We start from the raw sequence: 24,812 nt of genomic DNA on the forward strand, positions 1-24,812 counted from the left end.
GTGGGCAGTATATATGGCTTCCCTCAAGTGTCATCTAAAAAACCGGCAAAAGAAAGGTTTTCCCGTGGCGGAAGTTTTTCCAGTTCAACTCGGCATCGGCGACAAGGCACCGGCTTTCGATCTCCCGCGCGATGGCGGCGGCAGAATTCGTCTTGCCGATTTTAACGGGAAACCGCTGGTGGTCTATTTCTACCCCAAGGACGACACCACCGCCTGCACGACGGAATCAATTTCCTTCACGGCGCTCGCGGCCGATTTCGCCAAGGCGGGCGTTGCCCTCCTCGGCGTGTCTCCAGACCCGGTCAAGAGCCACGACAAATTCGTCAAGAAGCACGCGCTCTCCGTGCCGCTCGCCTCAGACGAGGAAAAGACCATGGCGACGGCCTACGGCGTCTGGCGGGAGAAGAGCATGTATGGCCGCACCTATATGGGCGTCGTACGCTCCACCTTCCTCATCGGTGCCGATGGTCGCATCGCCAGAATATGGGACAAGGTCAAGGTGGCGGGGCACGCCGAGGCCGTTCTTGCCGCCGCCACGGAACTCTGACGGCATGACCGATACCACCGAGATGATCACATCGCTTCGCGGCGGTGCCATCGCCGCCATCCGTTCGGCCGATCTCGATCGTAAGACCGAACTTGCCCAGGAATCGGCGCGACGCTGGTTTGCCCGGACCCTGTCGCTGCGTTCGCCGCTCGATCCGCCGCTCGCCGATCGCCCCGGCCGCCCCGACAAGCCGGATCTGGTGCCGCCAAAACACATGGAGAAGCGTTCCCTGCATACGCTCAAGGGCCGCATCGCACTCCTGCACGCCATCGCCCATATCGAGCTGAACGCCGTCGACCTGGCACTGGATATCGTCGCACGCTTCGCGACGGGGCCGGTTCCGAATTCGTTCTTCGACGGCTGGATGCAAGTTGCCTTCGAGGAAGCCAAGCATTTCCGCATGGTGCGGGCGCGGCTACGCGAACTGGGTGCCGATTATGGCGATCTTCCAGCCCATGACGGCCTGTGGCAGGCAGCTCATGCGACCCGCACCGATCTGACCGCCCGCCTCGCCGTCGTGCCGTTGATTCTCGAAGCCAGGGGGTTGGACGTGACGCCGGCGCTGCAGGCGAAGATGCGCGAAACCGGCGACCTGGAGAGCGCTGCCATCCTTGACGTCATCTATAATGATGAAAAAGGCCACGTCGCCGTCGGTGCCAAATGGTTCCGATTCCTGTGCGCACGGGAGAAGCGTGATCCAGCCCGAACCTTCCAGGAATTGGTGCGCGCCAACTTCCGCGGCTCCCTCAAAGCGCCATTCAATGACATTGCAAGGGCGGAAGCGGGACTGACTCCCTCCTTCTATCGCTCGTTAACCTCTACGAACAGCGCATAATCCACTCACATTAAAGGCTTTTTCCGGTATCTAACGATGCGCCGGAAAGTATTCATTAACCATAATGCCGTGTACTTCCAGACAATGCCACAAGGCATCGATTGGGAGATTCTCGGTGACAGCAAAGCCTCAGCATCGGGTTTTCGGCAAGCAACGGCGACACCACACCATTATTCTCGCCAGCGGCGATACGGTGCGCCATATGACCGTGCGTCCATGGATGGCCGCCATTGCCGTCTGCCTAGTCGGGATATTTTCAATCGGCTATCTGCTTGCGACCTCTTATCTCGTGCTGCGCGACGATCTGATCGGCGCGACGATGGCCCGCCAGGCGCGCATGCAATATGACTATGAAGACCGCATCGCCGCACTGCGCGCCCAGGTCGACCGCGTCACGTCCCGCCAGCTCCTCGACCAGCAGGTCGTGGAAGAAAAGGTCGACAAGCTGATCGAACAGCAGCAGCAGTTGTCGTCCCGCAACGGCAAACTCGGCACCTTGCTCGACAGGGCCGAAAGCTCCGGCCTGACCGACAAGAGCCAGCATCCGGAGGCAAATGCCACCGTTCCCGGCAACGAGCATGCCCGACTGACCGCGCCGAAGGCGATCGAGACACTTCTTCTGGGGGACAAGCCGGCCGATGCGACGCCCGATAACTCCACCCTCGCATATGTCCCCGCGCCGGAAACGGTCGCCGATCGCGCCGATCGTGTCTTCTCGAAAGTAACGTTGTCGCTGAAGCATGTCGAACAGGATCAACTGATCCGTATCCGTAACCTCACGGCCGATGCCTCCGAGACAGCGAGCGAAATCCAGGCGATCATGCACAATGTCGGAATCAAGGTTCCGAACGAGGTCGTGGCCGCGAAGGGCGAGGATGCGGACAACGGCGTGGGCGGGCCTTACGTGCCGCCCGAAAATGTAGATCAGTTCGAGCGGTCGATGGCGAACCTCGATACGGCATTGACGCATCTGGAAACCGTGCGAGGCACGGCCGAAAGCCTGCCCTTCCGAAATCCGGCAGCGGGCAAGCTCGTCACCAGTCCCTTCGGCAATCGCAAGGATCCATTCTTCGGCACGCTGGCGCTCCACACCGGCACGGATTTCCATTTCAGCCCCGGCGAAAAGATCAAGGCCACCGCCCCCGGCAAGGTGGTTTCGGCAGGCTGGACCGGCGGCTACGGCAACATGGTGGAGATCGACCACGGCGACGGCATCTCCACGCGCTATGGCCATATGGAGCAGGTGCTCGTCAAGGTCGGCGACAAGGTCGGTGCAGGCGCCGTCGTGGGTCTTGCCGGCAGCACCGGACGTTCGACGGGAACCCATCTGCATTATGAAGTTCGCGAGAACGGGCATCCGGTAGACCCGATGTATTTCATCAATGCCGGCACGAAACTCGCAAGTTACATTAGCGGCCTGGGCGCAATTTAGCTGCCGGAATTGTGACAAACGCGCAACAAAGATGGCACTAATCCAAAAATTGCGTTATGAATGAACTTCAGGTCCGTTGAAGCGCCTGCTTTCCTTGACTTCACGGGTATTTGGTTCTATGTCGCGCTGCGTTGCGGCACGTTCCTGCGTGTCGACTCACAGTGTTCGACTGAACCAGGACGGAATTAGATTTCCCTTTGACAACATTTGCTGACCTTGGCCTGAGCCAAAAAGTCCTTTCCGCGGTGACTGACGCGGGCTACACCACACCGACTCCGATCCAGGCCGGTGCCATCCCGTTTGCGCTTCAGCGCCGCGACATTTGCGGCATTGCCCAGACCGGAACCGGCAAGACGGCCTCTTTCGTGCTGCCGATGCTGACGCTGCTCGAGAAGGGCCGCGCTCGTGCCCGCATGCCGCGCACGCTGATCCTCGAGCCGACCCGCGAGTTGGCGGCCCAGGTCGCCGAAAACTTCGAGAAGTACGGCAAGAACCATCGCCTCAATATCGCACTGCTGATCGGCGGCGTCTCCTTCGAAGAGCAGGATCGCAAGCTTGAGCGTGGCGCCGATGTGCTGATCTGCACTCCTGGCCGCCTGCTCGACCATTTCGAACGCGGCAAGCTTCTGATGAGCGGCGTCGAAATCTTCGTCATCGACGAAGCCGACCGCATGCTCGACATGGGCTTCATTCCGGATATCGAGCGCATCGCCAAGCTCATTCCCTTCACGCGCCAGACGCTGTTTTTCTCGGCCACGATGCCAGCGGAAATCCAGAAGCTGGCCGATCGCTTCCTGCAGAATCCGGAACGCGTCGAAGTCGCCAAGCCGGCATCGACGGCCAAGACCGTGACGCAGCGTTTCGTTGCCTCGCATGGCAAGGACTACGAGAAGCGCGCCACGCTGCGCGACCTCATTCGCGCCCAGACGGATCTCAAGAACGCGATCATCTTCTGCAATCGCAAGAAGGACGTCTCCGACCTCTTCCGTTCGCTGGACCGCCATGGTTTCTCGGCCGGCGCACTGCACGGTGACATGGACCAGCGCTCGCGCATGACCATGCTGCAGAATTTCAAGGACGGAAACCTGCAGCTGCTCGTCGCCTCCGACGTTGCTGCTCGCGGTCTCGACATCCCCGATGTCAGCCACGTCTTCAATTTCGATGTTCCGATCCATTCGGAAGACTATGTTCACCGCATCGGCCGCACCGGTCGCGCCGGCCGTTCCGGCGCCGCTTTCACCATCGTGACGAAGCGCGACACCAAGCACGTCGACGCCATCGAGAAGCTGATCGGTGAAGATGTTCAGTGGCTGAACGGCGATCTTTCGGCTCTGCCACCCGCAGACGAGAGCAGCGACGACAACCGTTCGTCCCGCCGTCGCGACCAGAAGGGTAAGGGCCGCGACCGGGATCGTAGCCGTGGAGGCCGCAATGCCTCGAGTCATAAATCTGATATCGACGTCGAGGATAATGACGTCGTAGCGATCGAAGCAGCACCAGCAAAGGCCGAAAGCGTGAAGAACGAGCGCAAGTCTGAGAACAACAATAACAGGTCCCATAACGGTTCTCGCAACAGCCACCGGCCCTTCCCTGCTGCCAATGACGATCATCGCGAGCGCCGCAACCGCTATCGCGATCAGGATGACGGCCCGACGCCGGTCGGCTTCGGCGACGATATCCCGGCTTTCATGCTCATCGTGGCAAACGCCAAGGGCTGATAATCTTCACCTGCCGCCGATCCGAACCACTGCGCCGGAAAGTCGCGGCAAATCTCGGAAGTCCGGCATGGGCAAGCCTGGCATCGATTTCCCAGGACTAGGAACCGGTCTCGCAATCTTGCGGGACGGCAAGCTTTTGCTATATCGGCGCCTCAAGGCACCGGAAGCCGGATGCTGGAGCATCGTCGGCGGCAAGGTCGATCACATGGAGCCGGCCGCCAAGGCAGCCATTCGTGAGGCTGAAGAGGAAAGCGGCCTCGCCATCGGCAGGATCGACTATCTCTGCACGGAAGAAGTCATCATCGAGGCCGATCGGCAGCACTGGATCTCGCTGATCTATGTCTGCAGGGATTTTTCCGGAGAGCCGCGACTGATGGAACCGGATAAGCTCTCCGATTTCGGCTGGTTTGGCCGCGACGAGCTGCCGGCTCCGCTTTCCGAATTCGCCAGGGCAACCATCGCCCATCTCAGCGAAGACGATTTCCACTGACGTCCGAAGTCCTGCGTCACATGCCCTTCATCGTCTCCGGTTAGGCAGGCCGAAATCCGGAGATTATCCATGCATTCGACCGCACAAGAAAATCGCCCCAAGATCGCCGAGACCGTGATCCATCCAACGGCGACTACAAGAGATTCGAGCATCGGCAAGTGCTGCGAGATCTTGGCAAACACATCCTTGCACACGGTCGATCTTGGGGATTACTCCTATCTGGGGCCTCGCTGCATGGTCGGTGATGCAACGATCGGGAAATTCTGCGCCATTGCGGCAGAGGTCAGGATCGGCGCCCCCAATCACCCGATGGATCGCCCTTCCATGCACCGCTTCACCTATTGCCCTGAATATTACTCGGCGGGCGCCGTGCGCGACGTTTCCTTTTTCGAGCAGCGCAAGCAAGACCGCGCTATCATTGGCAACGACGTCTGGATCGGCCACGGCGTCATCGTCTTGCCGGGCGTAACAGTCGGAGACGGTGCCGTTCTCGCAGCCGGAGCAGTCGTCACCAAAGACGTCGAACCTTATACGGTCGTCGGCGGCGTTCCCGCGAAATTCATTCGCGAGCGGTTTACGCGAGCCACCGCGGAAAAGCTTGCATCCATCGCCTGGTGGGACTGGCCGTTCGAAACCATCATGGAACGGCTTGCAGATTTTCAGTCAAGCGACATCGAGGCATTTTGCGAACGTTGGGCGTAGCGCTACCATCAAGCTCCGCGAGATTCGCTATTTTTCGGCGCGCAAGGCTGCTTCATAGGCAAGCCTTACCCAGCGCGCCATTTCATCCGGATCGTCGAATGCATCGTCGGGTATCGACCAATAGGGCATGTTGACCGCCTTGCCTTTCTTGCCCTCGTAAGCCCAGCGCCGCGCGCCGGCCGCTTCAAATTCTGAAGCACTGGTATCGTCCGCCTTCAGGAGGATTTCGTCGCCAACTTCCAGAGCCAGGATTCGACCCATGTGGTAGATGCCCTTGCCGCCAAACATCCGTTTGATGGTGATCGGCCCGAGAGACTGAAACATCTCTTCGATATCGATATTGTCCATTCCCTACCCCTTCAAAATCCCGCCGGCCGCGACAACGGCCTCAGGCGTATCGACATCGAGATGAGCCGCCTCGCCGATCTCGACGTCAACCACCGGAAGCCCCGATGTTTCGATGATATGCCGGGCGCCCACATCGCCTTCCAGACGCATTACCGCATTCAGCACGGCGCGCGGCAGGATGACGGGATTGCCGCGCTTACCACCGGATACCGCCCGCACGATCGCGTGGCCATTCGCCTTGCGAAAGGCGGCAGCCAGTTTTTTTAGATCGTCGCTGGTGACACCAGGCATATCGGCCAGCATGACAAGAACACCATCGGCCTTTTGCGCCGCGCCGGTACTCACGCCGGCAACAAGCGAGCTCGCCATGCCCGAGGCATAATCCGGATTGAATACCGGTTCGACGGCAAGATCGCTTAAAGCACCTTCGATCTCGTCGCGGCGATGCCCGGTGACTGCCACGACATCCGATGCACCGCTCGCAATGGCAATCGATGCCGAACGGCGAACCAACGGTACACCGTCGAACTCCGCTAAAAGCTTGTGCGCACCGCCCTCGCCCATGCGGCTCGCCTTTCCGGCAGCCAGCAAAACGACAGCTACCGAAATTTGCGACGCCGGCTTCGCAGCGATGTCGCGTGGCCGCGGCCGTGACTGAATTTCCATGAGCAACCCTCCAACGCCCATGCCGGTGATATCCCGCGACGCCGGTCGTTCGCCGGCTAAGATACGATCGAGCACCCAGTCGAAACCATTCTCCTTCGGGCTGCGCGCGCATCCGGGTGCTCCGACGACGTAGACGTCGCCTACGCTGCCGAGCACCAGCAGATTGCCGGGATCGACGGGCATCCCAACCTGAATGACCTCGCCGCCGGCAAACCGGATCGCTTCGGGAATGACATCACCGGCGTCGATGACTGCGGACGCGCCGAAAACGATCACCAGCTTCGGCAATCGGTCCGGTGCTGCCAGGGCGCGGCGGATCGCGTCGGCAACGGCGGTCGCCTGATGTGCAACCCGCTCTTCCCGCTGCAGCACGCTGCCCGAAGGCTGCAGCCGCTGCGACAATATCCGTGCCGTCTTGTCCATCACCGAAGCCTTCAGCGACGGCAGTTCCGTGGCGACGAGCGATATAGCGTGCGGCACGAACGGCTTGACCTCGAAGACCGGCTTTCGCTGAAGAATTTCGACGCCTTCGCGGACTTTGGCCCCGGAAACGGCGAGCGGAATGATCTTGAAGGTCGCGACCATGTCGCCGGCGCGAACCGGCACGTGATCGGCAAGACAGGCAAGGGTAATCGCCGGATCAATGCTGTTGATCCGATCGACCGCTGCACGATTTGCAACGAAAAGGCCATCGACGGCGCTGTGGACATTGACGCGCCCAGTCGCCGCCTCAGAGAAGGTCAGATGATCGGGCGCAACTGCCCGCGCCAGCCGTTCCGCTGCCTCGTCCTCCATGAGATCGCCCGGCTCGATCCGCGCGGCAATGATGCGCTCAATTCCAGCGGCGGTCAGCACGTCTATATCGTCACGACCGAGCCTGTGCCCTTTGGAAAAACTGCCATCAGGCAGCCGAAGAGAATGCGCGAGAACCGCACCTTCAGCCTCTATCGTCGGAAATTCACCGAAGATCATGGCTTGACGCTCTTTGGCGAAGACACGTCGCGCCCACGAAGGGAGCCGATGATCTCGGCCAGAATGGCGACTGCGATCTCGGCCGGGCTCGCGGCTCCGATGGGGAGCCCGATCGGCGCGTGGATGCGGGAAAGCTCCGCCTCGCCCAACCCCTCGCGCTTCAAGCGTTCCAGCCGGCCGGCATGCGTCTTGCGGCTGCCGAGTGCCCCTACGTAGAAACAGCCCGTTCTCAGCGCTTCTATGATCGGCTCATCATCGATCTTCGGATCGTGAGTGACAGCAACCAGCGCCATATAGCTATCCAGCGGCCGCTCCTTCAGCGCATCGACCGACCAATCCGCGGTGAGGTCGATGCCTTCGAAGCGCTCCGACGTTGCAAAGGCGGTGCGGGGATCGATGATCGTCACGTCGAAGCCCGCAAGTGCGGCCATCCGCGCCAGGATCTGGCTGATATGCACGGCACCGATGATAACGATGCGCGGCGGCGGCAGATGCACGTTGAAGAACAGGCTCTGTCCGTCCACCTCGAGTGCTGCGGACTTGCCCGAGCGGAATGCCGCTGCAGCGGCATCGGCGAGCGCGCCTTCCAGCGCATCGCCTTCGACGATGAGCCGATCCGGCCCTCCGGAGAGATCGGTGACGAGGATTGCTGCCTGCCGCTTGCGCCGCATTTCATTCAGCCGCGCCAGTATCTGACGGTCCATCAGGCGAGCCTTTCGACATAGACGCGGATGCGGCCGCCGCAGGAGAGTCCCACGCGCCAGGCCGTTTCGTCGGCAACGCCGAATTCCAGCATGCGCGACTTGCCCGTTTCGATGACGTCGAGCGCCTCGGTGATGACAGCGCCTTCGACGCAACCGCCGGAAACGGAACCATGGAAATTGCCGTCGCCGTCGATCACGAGATGACTGCCCGATGGGCGCGGCGCGGAGCCCCAGGTATCGACGACTGTCGCCATGGCCACATTGCGGCCCGCCGACACCCATTCCTCCGCAATCACGAGCGGATCCAGACTTTCGGATATATCTGACATCGGAGCCTCATTGCTTGCCGAGAAACCGCTTGGGATCATAGAAATCCGCGCGGCCGGCGGTGAGAGCCGATACGAGATCGGCCAGAGATAATAGATTGTGAACGGGACGGAATTCGTCAACATGCGGCAGCATCGCTTTTACGCCGCGCGCCCGAGCTTCGAAACCCTCGAAGCGCAGGAGCGGATTGAGCCAGATGAGCCGCCGGCAGGAGCGATGCAGACGATCCATCTCTTGCCCGAGCAATTCCACGCCTTCGCGCTCCAGCCCGTCGGTGATCAACAGTACGATCGCGCCCTGCCCCAGCACGCGGCGCGCCCATAGCCTGTTGAATTCCTTCAGCGTCTCGCCGATCCGCGTTCCGCCAGACCAGTCGCGCACCGCCGCCGCGCATTCATCCAGCGCTTGATCCGGGTCCTTGTGGCGCATCGCTCTGGTGACGTTGGTCAGGCGCGTTCCGAACAGAAACGTATGCACACGCCGGCGGCGTTCGGTGAGCACATGCAGAAAATGCAGAAAGATGCGCGTATATTGGCTCATCGAGCCGGAGATATCCGCAAGCACGACCAGCGGCGGCTGGATTTCCTTCGGCTTCCGGAAGCGCGGAAGGATCAGCGCCCCTCCCGTACGCAAGGCCGAGCGCATTGTGGCGCGCGGATCAACCTTGGCCACTGTGCGAGATGGTGCGAAACGGCGCGTGCGCACGCGGTCCAGCGGCAGTTGCAGCTTCCCTAGTTCCTTCTTGGCGACGGCAATTTCCGCCGCCGACATCTGCGCGAAATCCAGATGGCGCAATACCTCGCTGCCAGAACTGGTAAATCGCGCATCGATTTCGATATCCGGCGTCTCGCGCGGCGGGCGCTGGTCGTTGCGGTCATTGAGCAAGGCATCGCTTGCGCGGCTTTCGCCCGGCTTCGGTTTTTCCTTCTCTCGATAATCGGGCGCGACGGGCGACATCAGCGCAATCATTTTCGCGACGAGATCACGCGAGCGCCAGAATAGCCGGAATGCCTCGTCGAATACGGCCAGATCTTCATGCCGCTTGACGAAGACCGAACAGAGGGCGGCATGGAACTCCTCGCGAGAACCAATGCCGATCGCTTCGACCGCCTCGATGGCATCGGCAATCGCCCCAGGACCGATCTTCAGGCCGGCCTTGCGGAGCACCCTGCCGAACAGCACGATATTGTCGGCGAGGCGCCCGTCACCGGGCGGTGACGGCGCAACGACGATGCCATCCTGCGCGCCCGGTTCCATGGTTCATCCCGCTGCAAGCAGTTCGGATTTGACGTCGTCCAACACCCGCTTGCCCTCAGAGCCCTGAATACGGGCGATATCGTCCTGATATTTCAGCAAAGTGCCGAGCGTATCCGATACCGTCTCCGGATCGAGGGCCAGCCGATCGAGTTCCGTCAAGGCGGTCGTCCAGTCGATCGTCTCGGCGACGCCCGGATTCTTGAAGAGGTCGAGCGTCCGCAGCTTCTGCACATAGGCGACGATCTGGCGCGACAGCGCTTCATTGCAGCCTGGCACCTTGCGCCGGATGATTTCAAGCTCCTGCTCGGCCCCGGGATAATCGACCCAATGATAGAGGCAGCGCCGTTTCAGGGCGTCGTGCACTTCGCGCGTGCGGTTCGTCGTGATGATGACGATAGGCGGTTCGGCGGCCCGGATCGTCCCGAGTTCCGGCACCGTTACCTGAAAATCGGACAGCACTTCCAGCAGGAATGCTTCGAAAGCTTCGTCGGTGCGATCAAGCTCGTCGATCAGGAACACCGGCGCGCGTCCACCGACATCCGACAGCGCCTGCAGCACCGGCCGGCGGATGAGATAGCGCTCGGAGAAGATATCGGCCTCGATGCGATCGCGATCGGTGAGACCGGAGGCTTCCGCGAGACGGATTTCCAGCATCTGCGCCGGATAGTTCCATTCATAGACGGCCGAGGAAACATCCAGGCCTTCATAGCATTGCAGGCGGATCAGCGGCCGGTCGAGCGCCTTCGACAGGACCTTGGCAATTTCGGTCTTGCCGACACCGGCCTCGCCCTCGAGAAAGAGCGGCCGCTTCATCTTCAATGCGAGAAACAGGACCGTGCCGAGCGCGCGCCCGGCCAGATAGTCGTGCGCGCCGAGCAACGCCATCGTTTCATCGATGGAACCCGGTAGCGAAGGTAATGTCTGATCCGCCATGATAACTCCCTTGAAGGGGTTATAGCGTGTGATAGCCCCGGTTCATATAGAGCAATGCCGGCTTCGGCTCGCTGTAGCGTATGGCCATCACCTCGCCGAAGATGATGTTGTGCGTGGAAGCCTGCTTGATCTCGATCACGCGGCAATCGAAAGCGGCAAGCGCGTCGCTGAGGACAGGCGCACCAGTCACCAGCGTTTCGAACTTGCCGGTTGCGAAGCGCTCGTCGGCGGTCAGCTGCGTCTTCCCGGAAAAGGCATCGGCCAGGGACTGATGATCGGCACCGAGCGTATTCAGGGCAAAAATGCCGCTCTTGAAGAAGATCTCGTTCTTGGCGTTGCTGTTGTTGACGCAGATGAGAACCGTCGCAGGGCTGTCCGACACCGAGCAGGCAGCCGTGATCGTCACGCCGCGCCGCTCCGAGCCGAGCGCCGTCGTCACCAGCTGCACATGACCTGCATAGCGGCTCATGGCATCTCGATAAAGCGCCGGATCCATACGCTGCCTGTCTAGCATCACCGTCTCCATATTCCTGTGACACCTTATCTTTCGCTCAATATGGCGGCCAGGTGTTAGCTTTTCTACAATAACGCCATTGAAAACAGAGCGATTTTGTTGCTTTTTCTTTGACGATGCCCATCAGGCGGATAAATAGAGCGGAAAATTGTCCGGGATAATCCATCGATGAACGTTCTACGCCGCCTTCCGCTTCTGCTCGTACTGCTTTCTGCGGCCGGCGGCAGCCATGCCGCGGGAATCCATATCGGCGTGGTGGCGCCGCAGAGCGGCAATTTCGCAATGCTTGGCGCCGAAATCACCACCGGGGCCAATTTCGAGATCCAGGCCCAAAAGGATACGGCGACGGTCATCGACGAATCTTGCACCGAGGATGGCGGCCGGGCTGCCGCCGAAGCATTGATCGCGGCGAAAGTGCAGATCGTGATCGGCTTTCTGTGCACGGAAACATTGGAAGGTGCGCTTCCACGCCTTAAGGAGGCCGGCATACCGGCCATCACCGTTTCCATCCGTTCCCGCATTTTGATGGAGGATGCGCTGAAGAATGGCTGGCCGCTGTTTCGCCTCGCACCCGTGGATAGTGCCGAGGCCGCCATCGCGATCAATACCATCCTAAAAAACTGGGTGGCCGAGCCGATTGCGCTGATCGACGACGGCACGATCCATGGCCGCGAACTGGTGGGCGCGATCCGCAACGCGCTTGAGGAAAAGGGGCTGAAGCCGGTCTTCACCGATACCTACCGCCCCGGCCAGGATCAGCAGATCGCGCTTGTCCGTCGATTGAAGAAGGCCGGCGCCACGCATGTCTTCATCGGTGGCGATCGCAGCGATGTCGCGGTGATCGCGCGTGACGCCAGGAACGAAAACATTCCGCTGGCGCTGATGGGGGGCGATGCGATGCGTGCTGCCGATGCGCCCGTGCCTTTGCAGGAAGGCGTGCAGGCGATTGCGCTGCCTGATTATGCCACTCTGCCTGCAGCACAACAGACCGCACAGGCCATGCGTGCCGGCGGCATCGAGCCGGACGGCTATACCCTGCCGGCCGCGGCCGCGGCGCAGATCGCCAGCCAGGCAGCCGAAGGCGCGAAGGCGGAAAACAAGCCCGTTGCCGAAAAGCTCCTTGGCGCGACATTCCAGACGACGATCGGCTCGATTACCTTCGGCCAGAACCACGAATTGAACGAAAACCCCTATCGCCTGCTGCAATGGCGCGGCAACGCTTTCGTGCCGGTGACGACGCCGTCGAACTGAGGTGATCCCCTCGGGCGGTTGTTTGCCCGCGACAGCGGTGCTAATCCAGACACCACTGCATAATTTAAAGCGCTATAGCGACCTCAGCGCGTCACATGTGACGCGCTCAGGTCGCTATAGAAATCAGTTGGAGCTCAGCCACCCATGACCTTGCCGATCCGCATCGCCCCTTCCATTCTCGCCGCCGACTTCGCCAAGCTTGGGCAGGAAGTCAAGGACGTGACCGAAGCCGGAGCCGACTGGATCCATCTGGATGTCATGGACGGGCATTTCGTGCCGAACATCTCCTTCGGCGCCGATGTCATCAAGGCGCTGCGCCCCTATACGACCGCGACCTTCGACTGCCATCTGATGATCTCGCCCGCCGATCCTTATCTGGAAGCCTTCGCCAAGGCCGGCTGCGACCGCATCACCGTTCATGCCGAAGCCGGCGTGCATCTGCACCGCTCGCTGCAGACCATCCGTCATCTCGGCAAGAAGGTCGGCGTCACCCTCAATCCGGCAACACCGCTTTCCGTGCTGGAAAATGTACTCGACGATATCGACCTGATCCTGATCATGTCGGTCAATCCCGGCTTCGGCGGCCAGAAATTCATTCCCGCCATGGCCGACAAGATCCGCAGCGCCAAGTCTCTGATCGGTGACCGTCCGATCGAACTCGAAGTCGATGGCGGCGTTTCGGTCGACACCGCACCTCTCATCACGGCTTCCGGCGCCAACGTGCTCGTCGCCGGCTCTGCCATCTTCAAGGGCGAATCGGTCGATGCCTACAGACAGACGATCGGCGATCTCCGGGCCGCTGCCGAACGAGGCCGCGTTGGATCAAACTAATCCGACCAATGCCTTCATCGCGACGACGGGCCGGACACGGACCGTCGCTTCGCATTGCCTCGAAGTTTTGGGCAACGCCGTCGGCTGGGGCGCGGCCATGGCCGCTGCGGCGCTCGCCGCCCTCTATTGGCGCAACGGCCTTCTGACCAGTCATCTCACGGCTCTTACCCTTGTTTACTTCTTCGGCGGCACCCTCGCCTGGGCCATCCTCGTGCCGCTAACCCGCCGGTTCACCCGTAGCCGACCGGCAAGCGCGCGCTTCGCCGCTTTCTTTCTTGTGCTCTCCATCGGCACCGCGGCCATGACGGCGTTTCTCTTTGCCATGGACTATCGCTGGTTCTATTCGCGCTGGCATGCGCCGTTCGGCTCACTCATCTGGACATTCCAATTCCTGTACACCGGCGCCAGCGCCGTCTACCAGTTCGCTATTTTCGGCTTGCCTCTGTTTCTGCCGTTCGGCCTTCTATGCCTGGTCGCCGTTTCAGCCTATCTTGCGCGACGGACGCGTTGAAGCGTACGAAGGATTGGCCCAACAAACATTGTGCCAAACATTGTGATTGCCGCTCGTCTTTGTTATGGGGGCGCCGAGGTTTCCTTTCCATTAGCCAAGAAAGCTTTGAGCCCATGATCCCGCGCTACTCCCGACCGGAAATGGTCGCCATCTGGTCGCCCGAAACCAAGTTCCGTATCTGGTTCGAGATCGAGGCCCATGCCTGTGATGCGCTGGCAGCTCTCGGCGTCATCCCGAAGTCGGCGGCGGACACCATCTGGGAAAAGGGCGGCAAGGCCACGTTCGATGTCGCCCGCATCGACGAGATCGAGGCCGTCACCAAGCACGACGTCATCGCCTTCCTGACGCATCTGGCCGAAATCGTCGGACCGGACGCCCGCTTCGTTCACCAGGGCATGACCTCCTCGGACGTGCTCGATACTTGCTTCAACGTCCAGCTCGTGCGCGCCAGCGACCTGCTGCTTGCCGATATCGACAAGCTTCTGGAAGCCCTGAAGCGGCGCGCCTTCGAGCACAAGGATACGGTCACCATCGGCCGCTCGCATGGCATTCATGCCGAACCGACAACCTTCGGCGTCAAGCTGGCGCTTGCCTATGCCGAATTCGAGCGTTGCAAGCAGCGCCTGATCGCGGCTCGCGAGGAAGTCGCCACCTGCGCCATTTCCGGTGCGGTCGGCACCTTCGCCAACATCGATCCCCGCGTTGAGGAACATGTCGCCGCCGCCCTAGGCCTGAAGCCGGAGCCGGTCTCCACCCAGGTCATCCCGCGCGACCGTCATGCAATGTTCTTCGCCACGCTCGGCGTCGTCGCCTCCTCGATCGAGCGTCTCGCCACCGAAATCCGCCACCTGCAGCGCACCGAAGTTCTGGAAGCCGAAGAATATTTCTCTCCGGGCCAGAAGGGCTCGTCTGCTATGCCGCATAAGCGCAATCCGGTATTGACGGAAAACCTGACGGGCCTTGCCCGCATGGTCCGCTCATACTCCATCCCAGCCATGGAGAACGTCGCCCTATGGCACGAGCGCGATATCTCGCACTCCTCCGTTGAGCGCATGATCGGCCCGGACGCGACCGTCACGCTCGATTTCGCGCTCGCCCGCATCACCAGCGTCATCGACAAATTGCTCGTCTATCCGGACAATATGATGAAGAATTTGAACAAGTTCCGCGGGCTTGTTCATTCACAGCGCGTGCTGCTGGCGCTGACCCAGGCCGGCGTCTCCCGCGAGGATTCCTATCGGCTCGTCCAGCGCAACGCCATGAAGGTCTGGGAAGAAGGCAAGGACTTCCTCGAGGAGCTGCTGGCCGACCAGGAAGTGCGCGCAGCGCTTTCCGAAGAGGATATCCGCGAGAAATTCGACCTTGGCTACCACACCAAGCATGTCGACACGATCTTCAAGCGGGTTTTCGGCTAGGACACCGACTCATAAGATCGTAGCCAGATACGAATTGAGGCGAGCTGGATCGATGCGAGGAAATTGTCGTCGCGTTTGTCGTATCGGGTTGCGATAGCTCGGAAGTGTTTGAGTTTATTGAAAAACCGCTCGACAGCGTTGCGTTGTTTGTAAAGCCATGAGCTGAAGTCGGGAATATTGACCCTGTTTGGCATGGGGCGGATACAGCCCCATGCTCCGCGTGCTTTGAGGTCTTGTCGCAGCCTGTCGCTGTCATAAGCGCGGTCAGCCAGAAGTGTTTGACCGGCCCCGACAGTCGCCAACATATCGGTCGCCGAGCGTCCGTCATGGGCCTGGCCGGCTGTCAGCTTTAAGCGGATCGGTCGACCATCGGCATCGACAAGAGCATGAATTTTGGTTGTCAGCCCGCCGCGCGAGCGACCCATGCAACCGGATCGCTCGTCTTTTTTTGACCGTTGGCAGCATGTTGGTGAACGCGGATTGACGAGCTGTCGATCATCTGGATATCGCCATCGTAAGCTTCTGATATTGCGTCGAGAATACGCCCCCAATGCCCCGCATGACGCCACCGGTTAAAGCGGTTTACGCAGGTCGTATAGGGGCCATAGCGCGCTGGAATATCCGCCCACGGCGCACCAGTTCTCAGCCGCCAGAAAATCCCATTCAAGACGCGCCGGTCATCAACGCGGGCCTTACCCCGAACCTTGGTCGGCAGAAGAGGTTCGATCACAGACCATTCGAAATCCGTCAAATCAAAGCGCGCCATCACTGCCTCCAAGCCTCAGAGACAATGAGAATCACAAATTCTTCAAATCCAAAACTATTTTATGGGTATGTGACCTAGAGCAATTCCAGGAAAAGTGCATAGCAGTTTTCCGTCCGGAATTGCGCAAATACAAATGGATAGAGCGTTTTCGCGATTCGAAGAAAAGCGAGAAGGCTCTAGGCTCGCACGGCCATCGATCTGATTTTGAAGAAGCGGCGCGGAAAACGCGCCGCTTCTCCTGTTTTGCGGATAAGATCCCGGCAGTATTATTCCAACGCAGTGTGCAGGCAATGATCTGGTTCGACGCAGTTCTGGAACATCCGGCGGACGATGACCTGCTGAGAGGCCGCATCGCGGCGATGCTTGATCTGCGCACGCAGAGCGTGGACATCGTCCACGACATCGGCGAAATGCGCGATGCGCCCGTCACTTGCGTGGTCGGTGGCGCATCGGAAGACGCCTATTCGCAAATCGTGACCATCTATCTTTCGGGGGATCTTCAACAGCCCGATATCATTGAAAGTGGCGCACGCCTTGCACGACTGCTCGGCAGATCGTTGCTTCTTGCGGATGACGCCACCTCGGACCCCTACTCGTTCATTCTCGTGTCCGAGACCGGGGTTCGGTCGGTCGTATCGGTCGATCCCGGCGAGCTGGACATGCACGACCGTTACGTGATCCAGGCGCGACAGGAGCGTTAGGCGACTGGAGTCTATCGGCTCGGCGCCTCTACGTTTCGCGTCTGATTTTTCCGGCGGACCGACCTTTGCGGCGATCCTCTATTGCTGTTGTCGTCACGCCTGGCCGCCTTCTCCACCAGACGGTCGAGATGCTTCAAATCCTCCTCGTCCAGGTTCTCGATGCCGATGAAGCGATTCTCCGCGGCACTGGTCAGGATGAGTTCGTTGAGCTTGGCCTGGATGGCACGCGTATCGCGCGTCTGCGCGTTCTGCAACAAAAAGACCATCAGGAAGGTGATGATCGTCGTGCCTGTGTTTATGATGAGCTGCCAAGTCTCGGAAAAGCTGAAGATCGGCCCGGTCAAGCCCCAGACGACGACCGACAGCAGCGCCAGTATGAAAACAACCGGTTTTCCCGCCCCTTCTGAAACCACCGTGGCGAAACGAGCGAAGATATGTTTAAGCCTTGCCATGAACCTCATCCTCGGCTGAACCCACCTATCTCTCGAACTATTCCAGTTCCCGGGATAGACGCAGATCAACGCTGCAAGGTCACGCTGGTTCCCGCCTAGGAGACGGGAACCAATGACAAGCCGGCGCCTAGTGAGGCTCGGCTGGCACCACAAGCTTGCGATAGAGATGCCAGGTGGCATGCCCGAGTATGGGCATGATCACGGCCAGCCCCGCAAAGATCGGAATCGTGCCGATCACCAGCAGTGCCGCCACAATCAGGCCCCAGACCGCCACCGGTATCGGATTGATCAGCGTCGCCCGGATGCTGGCGTCGATCGCGGCCACGACGCCGACATCGCGGTCCAGCAGCAGCGGGAAGGTAACGACCGTGGTCGCCAGCACGACAAGCGCAAAGATGAAGCCGAGGAGATTGCCCCAGAACATCATCGCTATGCCTTCGGGCGTGGTCAGGATAGTCGACACGAAGGATGTGAGCTTCGGCGGCGCGCCATCACCGAAATAGAAGAAGTAGAGATTCTGCGCCACGAAGAGCCAGACGATGAAAAGGCCGAACAGCAAGAGGCCGGCAACGATGATCGACGGCAAGGCTGGTGAGAAACGGACCTCGAAAGCATGGCTCCATGACGTATCCAGCCCCTTCTCCCGCCGTCGGCTGATCTCGTAGAGGCCGATTGCCGCGATGGGACCCAGCAGGGCAAAGCCTGACATCAATGGAAACAGCAGTGGCAGCAGGTTCTGGTCCGTGCTCCAGATCGCAAGCGCAATGCCTGCAATCGGATACATCAGGCACAGGAACACATAGTGCGATGGCTTTTCGCTGAAGTCGTCCAGCCCCATTTTCAGGGCATCGACGAGGTCAGCAATGCCGATCTTGCGGATGGCCGGGCGGCTGAATGTATGGTCCGCTCCTGCCATGACGTGAAAGGCCGTCATGATGCTCTCCTCCTCAACCTCGATGTGCTCGGCTGGCGGCGCAAATGGCGGCAAAATTGGTTGCCGACATCCTCATTCGCTACCGGCAGCCGCGATATTAGCAAATTTTGCCGCAATTGTCGCCTTTCTCACTTGACAGTTGAGCTCCCCTTTTCCACATCGGCGCAATCATGAAAGCCTCCGACGCAAACATTCTCATCATTCCCGGTTATACGAATTCCGGCCCCGACCACTGGCAGACGCGCTGGGAGCAGAAGCTCTCGACCGCGCGGCGCGTGGACCAGGCGGAATGGTCGAAGCCGGTGCGCGATGACTGGGTCGCCCGCATTGCCGAGGAAGTGAACGCTTCGGATAAGCCCGTTGTCCTCGTCGCGCATTCGCTCGGCGTCCCCTCGGCGATCCATGCGATCCCGCATTTCCGCAACAAGATTGCCGGCGCCTTCTTCGTTGCACCGCCCGATGTCGCCAATCCGGATATCCGGCCGAAGCATCTGATGACCTTCGGTCCCTATCCGCGCGATCCGCTGCCGTTTCCCTCTGTTACCATTGCAAGCCGCAACGATCCTTTCGGCAGTTATGAGCATGCGGATGATGTTGCCAGCAGCTGGGGTTCGCTGCTGATCGATGCCGGTGAAGCCGGTCATATCAATACCGAATCCGGGCATGGTCCCTGGCCTGAAGGCACGATGGTCTTCGCCAAATTCCTCAGCCAGCTGAAGCCTTGATTGCGGTGGAACAACGGTGGGTAGAAGCACGCCTCGCCTCACTAGCCTGTGAAGTAGCAGGCACCTTCATTCCATCGTCAGATAAAAGCCTGTAAAACAGGCTAGCAAAGGATCCCGATTCCCAGCATTGGCACCCCGTCAAGGCCGGAATTCCGAGGAAGGAGGCGCAGGCGGATTGTGAATTCGCTTCTTATCCGTTATGGGGACGCCCACATATGATCCACTTGCGCTATACCGTAAGCGCCAAAGACAGAGAACAATACCAATGAACCGTCGCCGCCGTATTTACGAGGGCAAGGCCAAGATCCTTTATGAAGGGCCTGAGCCTGGCACGCTGATCCAGTTCTTCAAGGACGATGCCACCGCCTTCAACAAGAAGAAGCACGAAGTCATCGATGGCAAGGGTGTTCTGAACAATCGCATCTGCGAATATATTTTCAGCCATCTGAACAAGATCGGCATTCCCACGCACTTCATCCGCCGCCTCAACATGCGCGAGCAGCTGATCAAGGAAGTGGAGATGATTCCGCTCGAGATCGTCGTGCGCAATGTCGCCGCCGGCTCGCTCGCCAAGCGCCTCGGCATCGAGGAAGGCGTCGTGCTGCCGCGCTCGATCATCGAGTTCTACTACAAGTCCGACGCACTCGAAGATCCGATGGTCTCCGAGGAGCACATCACGGCTTTCGGCTGGGCCAATCCGGCCGAACTCGATGACATCATGGCACTCGCCATCCGCGTCAACGATTTCATGACCGGCCTTTTCCTCGGCGTCGGCATCCAGCTCGTCGATTTCAAGATCGAATGCGGCCGCCTCTTCGAAGGCGACATGATGCGCATCATTCTGGCAGACGAGATCTCACCGGACAGCTGCCGTCTCTGGGACATCGAAACCCGGGAGAAGATGGACAAGGATCGTTTCCGCCGCGACCTCGGCGGCCTGTTGGAAGCCTATTCCGAAGTGGCGCGCCGCCTCGGCATCATCAATGAAAACGAACCCGTGCGCGGCACGGGCCCGGTTCTCGTCAAGTAAGTTCAGAAAGGACAATCGTGATCAAGGCTCGTGTAACCGTCACGCTGAAGAACGGCGTTCTCGATCCGCAGGGCAAGGCAATCGAAGGTGCGCTCGGCGCTCTCGGCTTTGACGGCGTCCATCAGGTCCGCCAGGGCAAGGTCTTCGACCTCGAGCTGGAAGGTGCCGACAAGGGCAAGGCCGAGGCGGACCTCAGGGCCATGTGCGAGAAGCTTCTCGCCAACACGGTGATCGAGAACTTCAGCATTTCGATCGACTGATTGTCCTCTTTCGCGAGCCGTGCTTCCTTTGCCTGAGGCAATGGGGTATGGCTCACGAAGCCCATTCCAGCGATTACTCTTCGCCTATTGCGGGACCAGCATCATGAAATCAGCAGTCGTCCAACTCCCCGGCCTCAATCGCGATCGCGACATGATAGCGGCACTGACCAAGATTTCCGGTCATGCGCCGGTGACGGTCTGGCAGACCGAAACCGAAATCCCTGATGTCGACCTGATCGTCATTCCCGGCGGTTTCTCCTATGGCGATTATCTGCGCTGCGGAGCAATTGCCGCCCGCATGCCGATCATGCAGGCGATCAAGGACAAGGCCGACAAGGGCGTCAAGGTTTTGGGCGTCTGCAACGGTTTCCAGATCCTGCTCGAAGCCGGCATGCTGCCTGGCGCGCTGATGCGCAACGCCTCGCTGAAATTCGTCTGCCGCGAAGTGAAGCTGGAAGTCGTCAATGCCGAGACGGACTTCACCGCCGCCTACGCCAAGGGCCAGATCATCCGGAGCCCGGTCGCACATCACGACGGCAACTATTTCGCCGATGCCGAGACGCTGAAGGCGATCGAAGACAACGGCCAGGTGGTCTTCCGCTACGCTGAAGGCACGAACCCCAACGGCTCGGTCAACGACATCGCCGGCGTGATGAACGCCAAGGGCAACGTGCTTGGCATGATGCCGCATCCGGAAAACCTGATCGAAGCCGCCCATGGCGGCAGCGACGGCCGCGGATTGTTCGCCTCCGCGCTCGGTGTGGTCGCCGCCTGACACCGGGCCGATCCTATATCGAAACCAAGAAATTGGCGCCTTCGCATAAAACGGCACGGCGCCGAACCATGATCCGGCAGACCTCGGCAGAACAGCCCTAACCGCCTCACTGGAAAGAGATTGATGCGCCCTCGCCTCCTGACAGGACTTTATTCCGCCGCCGCCATCGCGACGCTTGGGCTGCTGGTAACTTCGTGCGGCCCGCGGCCGCCGGCCATCACCGCGACGGATCACAGCGCCCTGTCGACGATGGAACGTGTCATGCTCAATGCCAGCGCCTGCTGGTTCAAGTCGTCGGACCCGGCCTTCGCTGGTTATCAGCTCTCTCCGGAGCTCAACTCCTTTACCGGTCGCCCGCGCATTCTTGTGGTCGACAAGAAACACCCGACCGGCCGGCCGTCGCTCGTCGTGCAAGCGGAAGGCAATCCCGCACAATTGCAGGCCTTCGGTCCGATGATGTCGGGTGCCTCCGGTGGCCGCATCACCGGCGACGTCAATCGCTGGGCTGGTGGCTCCAAGGCTTGCAGCTAGGCCAAAGGCCCGAGGCTGTTTTCCGCCTGAGCCACAATTACAACGGCGCATGACGTCCCCTCACTCTCAGGGATCATGGTCATGGACAGGTTTGTCATTCTTTCCGGCTGCTCGGGAGGTGGAAAATCCACCCTATTGGAAGCGCTCAAGCGCCGCGGGCACCAGGCTATCGAAGAGCCGGGGCGACGCATCGTCGTCGAGGAGTTGGAAAGCGGCGGCTCCGCTTTGCCATGGGTCGATGCACCGGCATTCGCGCGCCGGGCAATCGCCATGTCGCTCGCAGATCGCGAGAAAGCAATAGCGTTTCCGGGGATTGTCTTCTTCGACAGAGGCTTGATCGACGCCGCATCGGCTCTCGAGCATTTGACGGGCGAGCCCGTGCTGGCTGCACTCGGTCAACTGCACCGCTCCAACAGGCATGTCTTCCTGACCCCGCCATGGCCAGAAATCTATGTCGGCGATCGCGAAAGAAGGCACGATTTTACGGCGGCGGTTGCGGAATACGACCGATTGACCGCCGCCTATCCCGCGCTCGGCTATGAGGTGCATGTCCTGCCGAAGATCGGCATCGAGGAACGCGCTGGCTTCATATATTCCGTTCTGGACCTCGAATAGGCGGCGGACAGGCAGGGCTGCCCAGGTTTATCCGCCCGTTCAATCCCAGAAGAACGACTTCTTGGCTTCCGTCGCCGCCTCGAGCCGCGTCAGGCCGATGTCGCGCAGCTGATCATCCGTCAGGTCTCGCAGGACCCAGCGGCTCTCGCGCTTTTCCAGCCAATGCAGATAAATATTCCAAAGCCGAAGCACCGGATGCGGCCTTGGCTGCGCCGTCCGGACTTTTACGCCTGCCGAGGACGCGTCTTGCGCCTTGGTCGCGCAGATTGCATCTATTGTACTCATCTTCATTCTCACATGATGGTGACAATTTTCGCGCATCGAGCCAAACGATACAAATTGACTCATACGCTTGACTCCATAACAGAGACAATCTAGGAAATTGTCCTTATGACAAATTGGCTTCCTGACATTTCCAGCGGAACCGGCCCGGTCTATATCCGCGTCGCCGATGCCATCGAACACGCGATTACCCATGGCGTTTTGCCGCCCGGCACCAAGCTGCCGCCACAGCGCAATCTTGCCTACGACATCGGCGTCACCATCGGCACCATAAGCCGGGCCTATGCGCTCGTGCATGAACGCGGCCTCGTGGCCGGCGAAGTCGGCCGCGGCACTTATGTGCTGGAACGCTCGAACGGCAAGCAGATCGAGCTCGTCGATCCGATCACTCAGGCGCTTGCCGGCACGCGCGGCCTGAATACGCCGGAAGCGAAGATACGCTTCGACACGACCGCGGCGCCCGACATTGGCCAGGGCGAAATCATCGGCAGGCTCTTTGCCGACATCAGCAGCGAGCATCAGACGGAAATTTCCTCCTATTCCCGGAATTTCCCGGCAAGCTGGTTCCAGGCGGGACAAATCTGGCTCGCCCGCAACGGCTGGCAGCCGGCAATCGAGACGATCGTGCCGACGCTCGGCGCCCACGCCGCCGCCATCGCAGTCATTTCGGCCGTCACGTCGCCGGGCGACAAGATCGTCTTCGAGAACCTGACCTATACGCAGATCAGCCGCGCCGCGCGCCTGCTCGGGCGCCGCTCGATCCTGGTGGATTCAGACGAGCACGGCATGATCCCGGAGGATTTTGAGCGCCTTTGCCAGCAGCAGCATCCGCGCCTCGCCTTCGTGATGCCGACGGCACATAATCCCACGCTGGTGACGATGCCGGAAGCCAGACGCCGGGCAATCGCCGCCATCGCGCGCCGGCACAGCGTCTGGCTGATCGAGGACGACCTCTATGGCGGCATGACCGGTGACCCCAATCCGCTTATGGCTGCCATCGCGCCGGAACGGACTTTCGTGGTCAGCAGCCTGTCGAAGTCGGTGACGGCGGGGGTACGCGGCGGCTGGGTCGCCTGCCCGCCGCATTTTGCCCAGCGCATCAAGGTCACCCACAAGATGACGACCGGCGGCCTGCCCTTTATTCTGGCGGAGACCTGCGCCCGGCTCGTACTTGGCGGTCACGCACTGGAACTGCGCCGTAAATCGGTCGAGGAGATCAGGGCGCGCGAATTGATCGCGCGCGAGGCGCTCGCCGGTTTCGAGTTCAACTCGCATCCGCATCTGCCGTTCCTATGGCTGAAGCTACCCGAGCCCTGGCTTTCGGGCACATTCAAGAACGCCGCCCTCGCCGAGGGGGTGCTGATCGATGACGAAGACGAATTCAAGGCAGCACGAATCGAACGGGTTTTCCACAGGGTCCGCATCGCCTTCTCCTCACCACCGCAACGAGAAGATGTTGCAGACGGCTTCATAATATTGCGTAGGTTGTTGGAAAACGGTTCATCGACATACGATAGTCACATTTAAGCAAGTCTTATCAATTTATCGACGGACATCTTGCGGAAATACTATTGCATCATCTCGACTCTTAGAACGCTACCATTCTATCAATAAGTCAGGATTCGCCCGCCACACCAGGGGGAGTGCATGGCTATTGCAGGCTATTTAAGCAAGCGTTTAGTTACGAGTTTTCTGGTAATCAGTTCCGCATTCATAGCAGGTCAATCCATCGCAACCGCCGCAGACACGGTTGCGGTTGCCCCTCAAGCCAAGATCTTCGATGAATTGCGATTTGGCGCGAGCGGATCGGTTCAGAGCGGATATGATCACGAAAATGGCGTCTTTCCGGACGTCCAGGTGTTGTTCAATCCGTTTGGTTACAATCCGACCGCGGATTGGAAAGACCAGCTGACCCATCCGCGTATTCATCTGGGAACTTCGATCGGCACCGGAGGGTCGGCGACCCAGGTCTATGGTGGCCTTTCCTGGACACTCACGCATAGCAACGGCATCTTCACGGAAGTCGGCTTCGGCGGCACGGTGCACACCGGCAATCTCCACGATTGGCAGGATCATGGCCCGATGCTCGGCTGCCGCCTGCTGTTCCACGAATATGCCGGCCTCGGCTATAACTTCGACAGCCATTGGAACGTGATGGCGCAGATCGCGCATGCGTCGCATGCCAATCTCTGCGATGGTCCCAATGGCGGCATGACGCGCGCAGGCGTCATGGTTGGCTATAAATTCTGACGATCTCGCGCGACCTTCAATGGCCGCGCAACCGACTT

At 60.1% G+C, this 24,812-nt stretch carries 30 protein-coding genes; 19 read left to right on the plus strand and 11 right to left on the minus strand.

The window, feature by feature from the left end; genetic code table 11:
* The first annotated feature begins 64 nt into the window (after positions 1 to 64).
* The 6 genes from FHT84_RS04145 to FHT84_RS04170 all read left to right on the plus strand — a co-directional run bounded on the left by FHT84_RS04145 (position 65) and on the right by FHT84_RS04170 (position 5,724).
* Positions 65 to 547, plus strand: a complete 483-nt coding sequence (locus FHT84_RS04145) for a peroxiredoxin (RefSeq protein ID WP_112343156.1) — start codon at positions 65 to 67, stop codon at positions 545 to 547.
* Between the two features lie 4 nt (positions 548 to 551).
* On the plus strand, positions 552 to 1,382 hold the full coding sequence (locus FHT84_RS04150) for a ferritin-like domain-containing protein (protein WP_112343157.1): 831 nt from the start codon (positions 552 to 554) through the stop codon (positions 1,380 to 1,382).
* Between the two features lie 115 nt (positions 1,383 to 1,497).
* Complete coding sequence (locus FHT84_RS04155) at positions 1,498 to 2,814, plus strand: M23 family metallopeptidase (RefSeq protein WP_112343158.1); 1,317 nt, start codon at positions 1,498 to 1,500, stop codon at positions 2,812 to 2,814.
* Positions 2,815 to 3,011: 197 nt separating this feature from the next.
* Positions 3,012 to 4,532: a DEAD/DEAH box helicase gene (locus FHT84_RS04160; protein WP_112343159.1), complete on the plus strand. Its 1,521-nt coding sequence runs from the start codon at positions 3,012 to 3,014 to the stop codon at positions 4,530 to 4,532.
* A 67-nt stretch (positions 4,533 to 4,599) separates the two neighbouring features.
* The gene (locus tag FHT84_RS04165) at positions 4,600 to 5,022 is read left to right on the plus strand and encodes an NUDIX domain-containing protein (protein ID WP_112343160.1); all 423 of its coding nucleotides are present in this window, start codon (positions 4,600 to 4,602) and stop codon (positions 5,020 to 5,022) included.
* Positions 5,023 to 5,091: 69 nt separating this feature from the next.
* Positions 5,092 to 5,724: a DapH/DapD/GlmU-related protein gene (locus FHT84_RS04170; protein ID WP_112343161.1), complete on the plus strand. Its 633-nt coding sequence runs from the start codon at positions 5,092 to 5,094 to the stop codon at positions 5,722 to 5,724.
* A 27-nt stretch (positions 5,725 to 5,751) separates the two neighbouring features.
* Here the strand turns inward: FHT84_RS04170 and FHT84_RS04175 are convergent, their stop codons facing one another.
* From FHT84_RS04175 to FHT84_RS04205, 7 genes are read right to left on the minus strand one after another with little or no spacing between them, the layout of a single operon-like run.
* Positions 5,752 to 6,072, minus strand: a complete 321-nt coding sequence (locus tag FHT84_RS04175; protein ID WP_112343162.1) for a TfoX/Sxy family protein — start codon at positions 6,070 to 6,072, stop codon at positions 5,752 to 5,754.
* Positions 6,073 to 6,075: 3 nt separating this feature from the next.
* Entirely contained in the window at positions 6,076 to 7,710 is a 1,635-nt protein-coding gene (locus FHT84_RS04180; protein ID WP_112343163.1) for a molybdopterin-binding/glycosyltransferase family 2 protein, read from the minus strand.
* Positions 7,707 to 8,414 (minus strand): XdhC family protein, encoded by a 708-nt coding sequence (locus tag FHT84_RS04185; RefSeq protein WP_112343164.1) that lies wholly within the window; start codon positions 8,412 to 8,414, stop codon positions 7,707 to 7,709. Before FHT84_RS04185 ends, FHT84_RS04180 begins: the two co-directional genes overlap by 4 nt.
* Positions 8,414 to 8,743 (minus strand): XdhC family protein, encoded by a 330-nt coding sequence (locus tag FHT84_RS04190; RefSeq protein ID WP_112343165.1) that lies wholly within the window; start codon positions 8,741 to 8,743, stop codon positions 8,414 to 8,416. The genes FHT84_RS04185 and FHT84_RS04190 overlap by 1 nt, the downstream gene beginning before the upstream one ends.
* Positions 8,744 to 8,750: 7 nt before the next feature.
* Entirely contained in the window at positions 8,751 to 9,998 is a 1,248-nt protein-coding gene (locus tag FHT84_RS04195; RefSeq protein ID WP_112343166.1) for a VWA domain-containing protein, read from the minus strand.
* A 3-nt stretch (positions 9,999 to 10,001) separates the two neighbouring features.
* Complete coding sequence (locus FHT84_RS04200; RefSeq protein ID WP_183761376.1) at positions 10,002 to 10,931, minus strand: MoxR family ATPase; 930 nt, start codon at positions 10,929 to 10,931, stop codon at positions 10,002 to 10,004.
* Positions 10,932 to 10,950: 19 nt separating this feature from the next.
* Positions 10,951 to 11,445: a flavin reductase family protein gene (locus FHT84_RS04205; protein WP_169646110.1), complete on the minus strand. Its 495-nt coding sequence runs from the start codon at positions 11,443 to 11,445 to the stop codon at positions 10,951 to 10,953.
* Positions 11,446 to 11,613: 168 nt separating this feature from the next.
* Here FHT84_RS04205 and FHT84_RS04210 point away from each other — a divergent pair, with 168 nt between their 5' ends.
* From FHT84_RS04210 to purB, 4 genes are all read left to right on the plus strand, one after another.
* On the plus strand, positions 11,614 to 12,696 hold the full coding sequence (locus FHT84_RS04210; protein WP_169646111.1) for an ABC transporter substrate-binding protein: 1,083 nt from the start codon (positions 11,614 to 11,616) through the stop codon (positions 12,694 to 12,696).
* 144 nt (positions 12,697 to 12,840) lie between these two features.
* Positions 12,841 to 13,527, plus strand: a complete 687-nt coding sequence (gene rpe, locus FHT84_RS04215; protein ID WP_112343170.1) for a ribulose-phosphate 3-epimerase — start codon at positions 12,841 to 12,843, stop codon at positions 13,525 to 13,527.
* 97 nt (positions 13,528 to 13,624) lie between these two features.
* On the plus strand, positions 13,625 to 14,038 hold the full coding sequence (locus FHT84_RS04220) for a hypothetical protein (RefSeq protein WP_246698477.1): 414 nt from the start codon (positions 13,625 to 13,627) through the stop codon (positions 14,036 to 14,038).
* Between the two features lie 113 nt (positions 14,039 to 14,151).
* Positions 14,152 to 15,453: an adenylosuccinate lyase gene (gene purB, locus FHT84_RS04225; RefSeq protein WP_112343171.1), complete on the plus strand. Its 1,302-nt coding sequence runs from the start codon at positions 14,152 to 14,154 to the stop codon at positions 15,451 to 15,453.
* On the opposite strand, the gene FHT84_RS04230 is transcribed toward purB, so the two are convergent.
* Positions 15,450 to 16,219, minus strand: a protein-coding gene (locus FHT84_RS04230) for an IS5 family transposase (RefSeq protein ID WP_112343172.1) whose coding sequence is annotated in 2 segments (ribosomal slippage) — positions 15,450 to 15,905 and positions 15,908 to 16,219 — 768 coding nt in all. Because the reading frame shifts where the segments join, the coding sequence is not laid out codon by codon here. The genes purB and FHT84_RS04230 overlap by 4 nt on opposite strands.
* A gap of 119 nt (positions 16,220 to 16,338) precedes the next feature.
* On the opposite strand from FHT84_RS04230, the gene FHT84_RS04235 reads away from it, so the two are divergent.
* Positions 16,339 to 16,920: a hypothetical protein gene (locus FHT84_RS04235; protein ID WP_246698470.1), complete on the plus strand. Its 582-nt coding sequence runs from the start codon at positions 16,339 to 16,341 to the stop codon at positions 16,918 to 16,920.
* Between the two features lie 11 nt (positions 16,921 to 16,931).
* Here the strand turns inward: FHT84_RS04235 and FHT84_RS04240 are convergent, their stop codons facing one another.
* Complete coding sequence (locus FHT84_RS04240; protein WP_112340017.1) at positions 16,932 to 17,372, minus strand: low affinity iron permease family protein; 441 nt, start codon at positions 17,370 to 17,372, stop codon at positions 16,932 to 16,934.
* Between the two features lie 127 nt (positions 17,373 to 17,499).
* Positions 17,500 to 18,306, minus strand: a complete 807-nt coding sequence (locus FHT84_RS04245; protein ID WP_112340018.1) for a DUF2189 domain-containing protein — start codon at positions 18,304 to 18,306, stop codon at positions 17,500 to 17,502.
* A 170-nt stretch (positions 18,307 to 18,476) separates the two neighbouring features.
* On the opposite strand from FHT84_RS04245, the gene FHT84_RS04250 reads away from it, so the two are divergent.
* From FHT84_RS04250 to FHT84_RS04275, 6 genes are all read left to right on the plus strand, one after another.
* Positions 18,477 to 19,031, plus strand: coding sequence for an alpha/beta hydrolase (locus FHT84_RS04250; protein WP_112339944.1), 555 nt, complete (start codon positions 18,477 to 18,479; stop codon positions 19,029 to 19,031).
* Between the two features lie 265 nt (positions 19,032 to 19,296).
* Positions 19,297 to 20,061 (plus strand): phosphoribosylaminoimidazolesuccinocarboxamide synthase, encoded by a 765-nt coding sequence (purC, locus tag FHT84_RS04255; RefSeq protein WP_112339945.1) that lies wholly within the window; start codon positions 19,297 to 19,299, stop codon positions 20,059 to 20,061.
* A gap of 17 nt (positions 20,062 to 20,078) precedes the next feature.
* Positions 20,079 to 20,321, plus strand: coding sequence for a phosphoribosylformylglycinamidine synthase subunit PurS (gene purS / locus FHT84_RS04260; RefSeq protein ID WP_112339946.1), 243 nt, complete (start codon positions 20,079 to 20,081; stop codon positions 20,319 to 20,321).
* Between the two features lie 103 nt (positions 20,322 to 20,424).
* Positions 20,425 to 21,096 (plus strand): phosphoribosylformylglycinamidine synthase subunit PurQ, encoded by a 672-nt coding sequence (purQ, locus tag FHT84_RS04265; RefSeq protein WP_113251374.1) that lies wholly within the window; start codon positions 20,425 to 20,427, stop codon positions 21,094 to 21,096.
* A gap of 123 nt (positions 21,097 to 21,219) precedes the next feature.
* Entirely contained in the window at positions 21,220 to 21,627 is a 408-nt protein-coding gene (locus FHT84_RS04270; RefSeq protein WP_113251373.1) for a hypothetical protein, read from the plus strand.
* An 81-nt stretch (positions 21,628 to 21,708) separates the two neighbouring features.
* The gene (locus FHT84_RS04275; protein WP_113251372.1) at positions 21,709 to 22,242 is read left to right on the plus strand and encodes an AAA family ATPase; all 534 of its coding nucleotides are present in this window, start codon (positions 21,709 to 21,711) and stop codon (positions 22,240 to 22,242) included.
* 39 nt (positions 22,243 to 22,281) lie between these two features.
* On the opposite strand, the gene FHT84_RS04280 is transcribed toward FHT84_RS04275, so the two are convergent.
* Entirely contained in the window at positions 22,282 to 22,527 is a 246-nt protein-coding gene (locus FHT84_RS04280; RefSeq protein WP_113251371.1) for a DUF1127 domain-containing protein, read from the minus strand.
* A 105-nt stretch (positions 22,528 to 22,632) separates the two neighbouring features.
* Here FHT84_RS04280 and FHT84_RS04285 point away from each other — a divergent pair, with 105 nt between their 5' ends.
* On the plus strand, positions 22,633 to 24,051 hold the full coding sequence (locus tag FHT84_RS04285; RefSeq protein ID WP_169645096.1) for a PLP-dependent aminotransferase family protein: 1,419 nt from the start codon (positions 22,633 to 22,635) through the stop codon (positions 24,049 to 24,051).
* Positions 24,052 to 24,171: 120 nt separating this feature from the next.
* Positions 24,172 to 24,774 (plus strand): acyloxyacyl hydrolase, encoded by a 603-nt coding sequence (locus tag FHT84_RS04290; protein WP_112339949.1) that lies wholly within the window; start codon positions 24,172 to 24,174, stop codon positions 24,772 to 24,774.
* Positions 24,775 to 24,812 lie beyond the last annotated feature (38 nt).

The organism is Rhizobium sp. BK289, from assembly GCF_014193575.1.
Taxonomy (GTDB): Bacteria; Pseudomonadota; Alphaproteobacteria; order Rhizobiales; family Rhizobiaceae; genus Rhizobium; species Rhizobium tropici_C.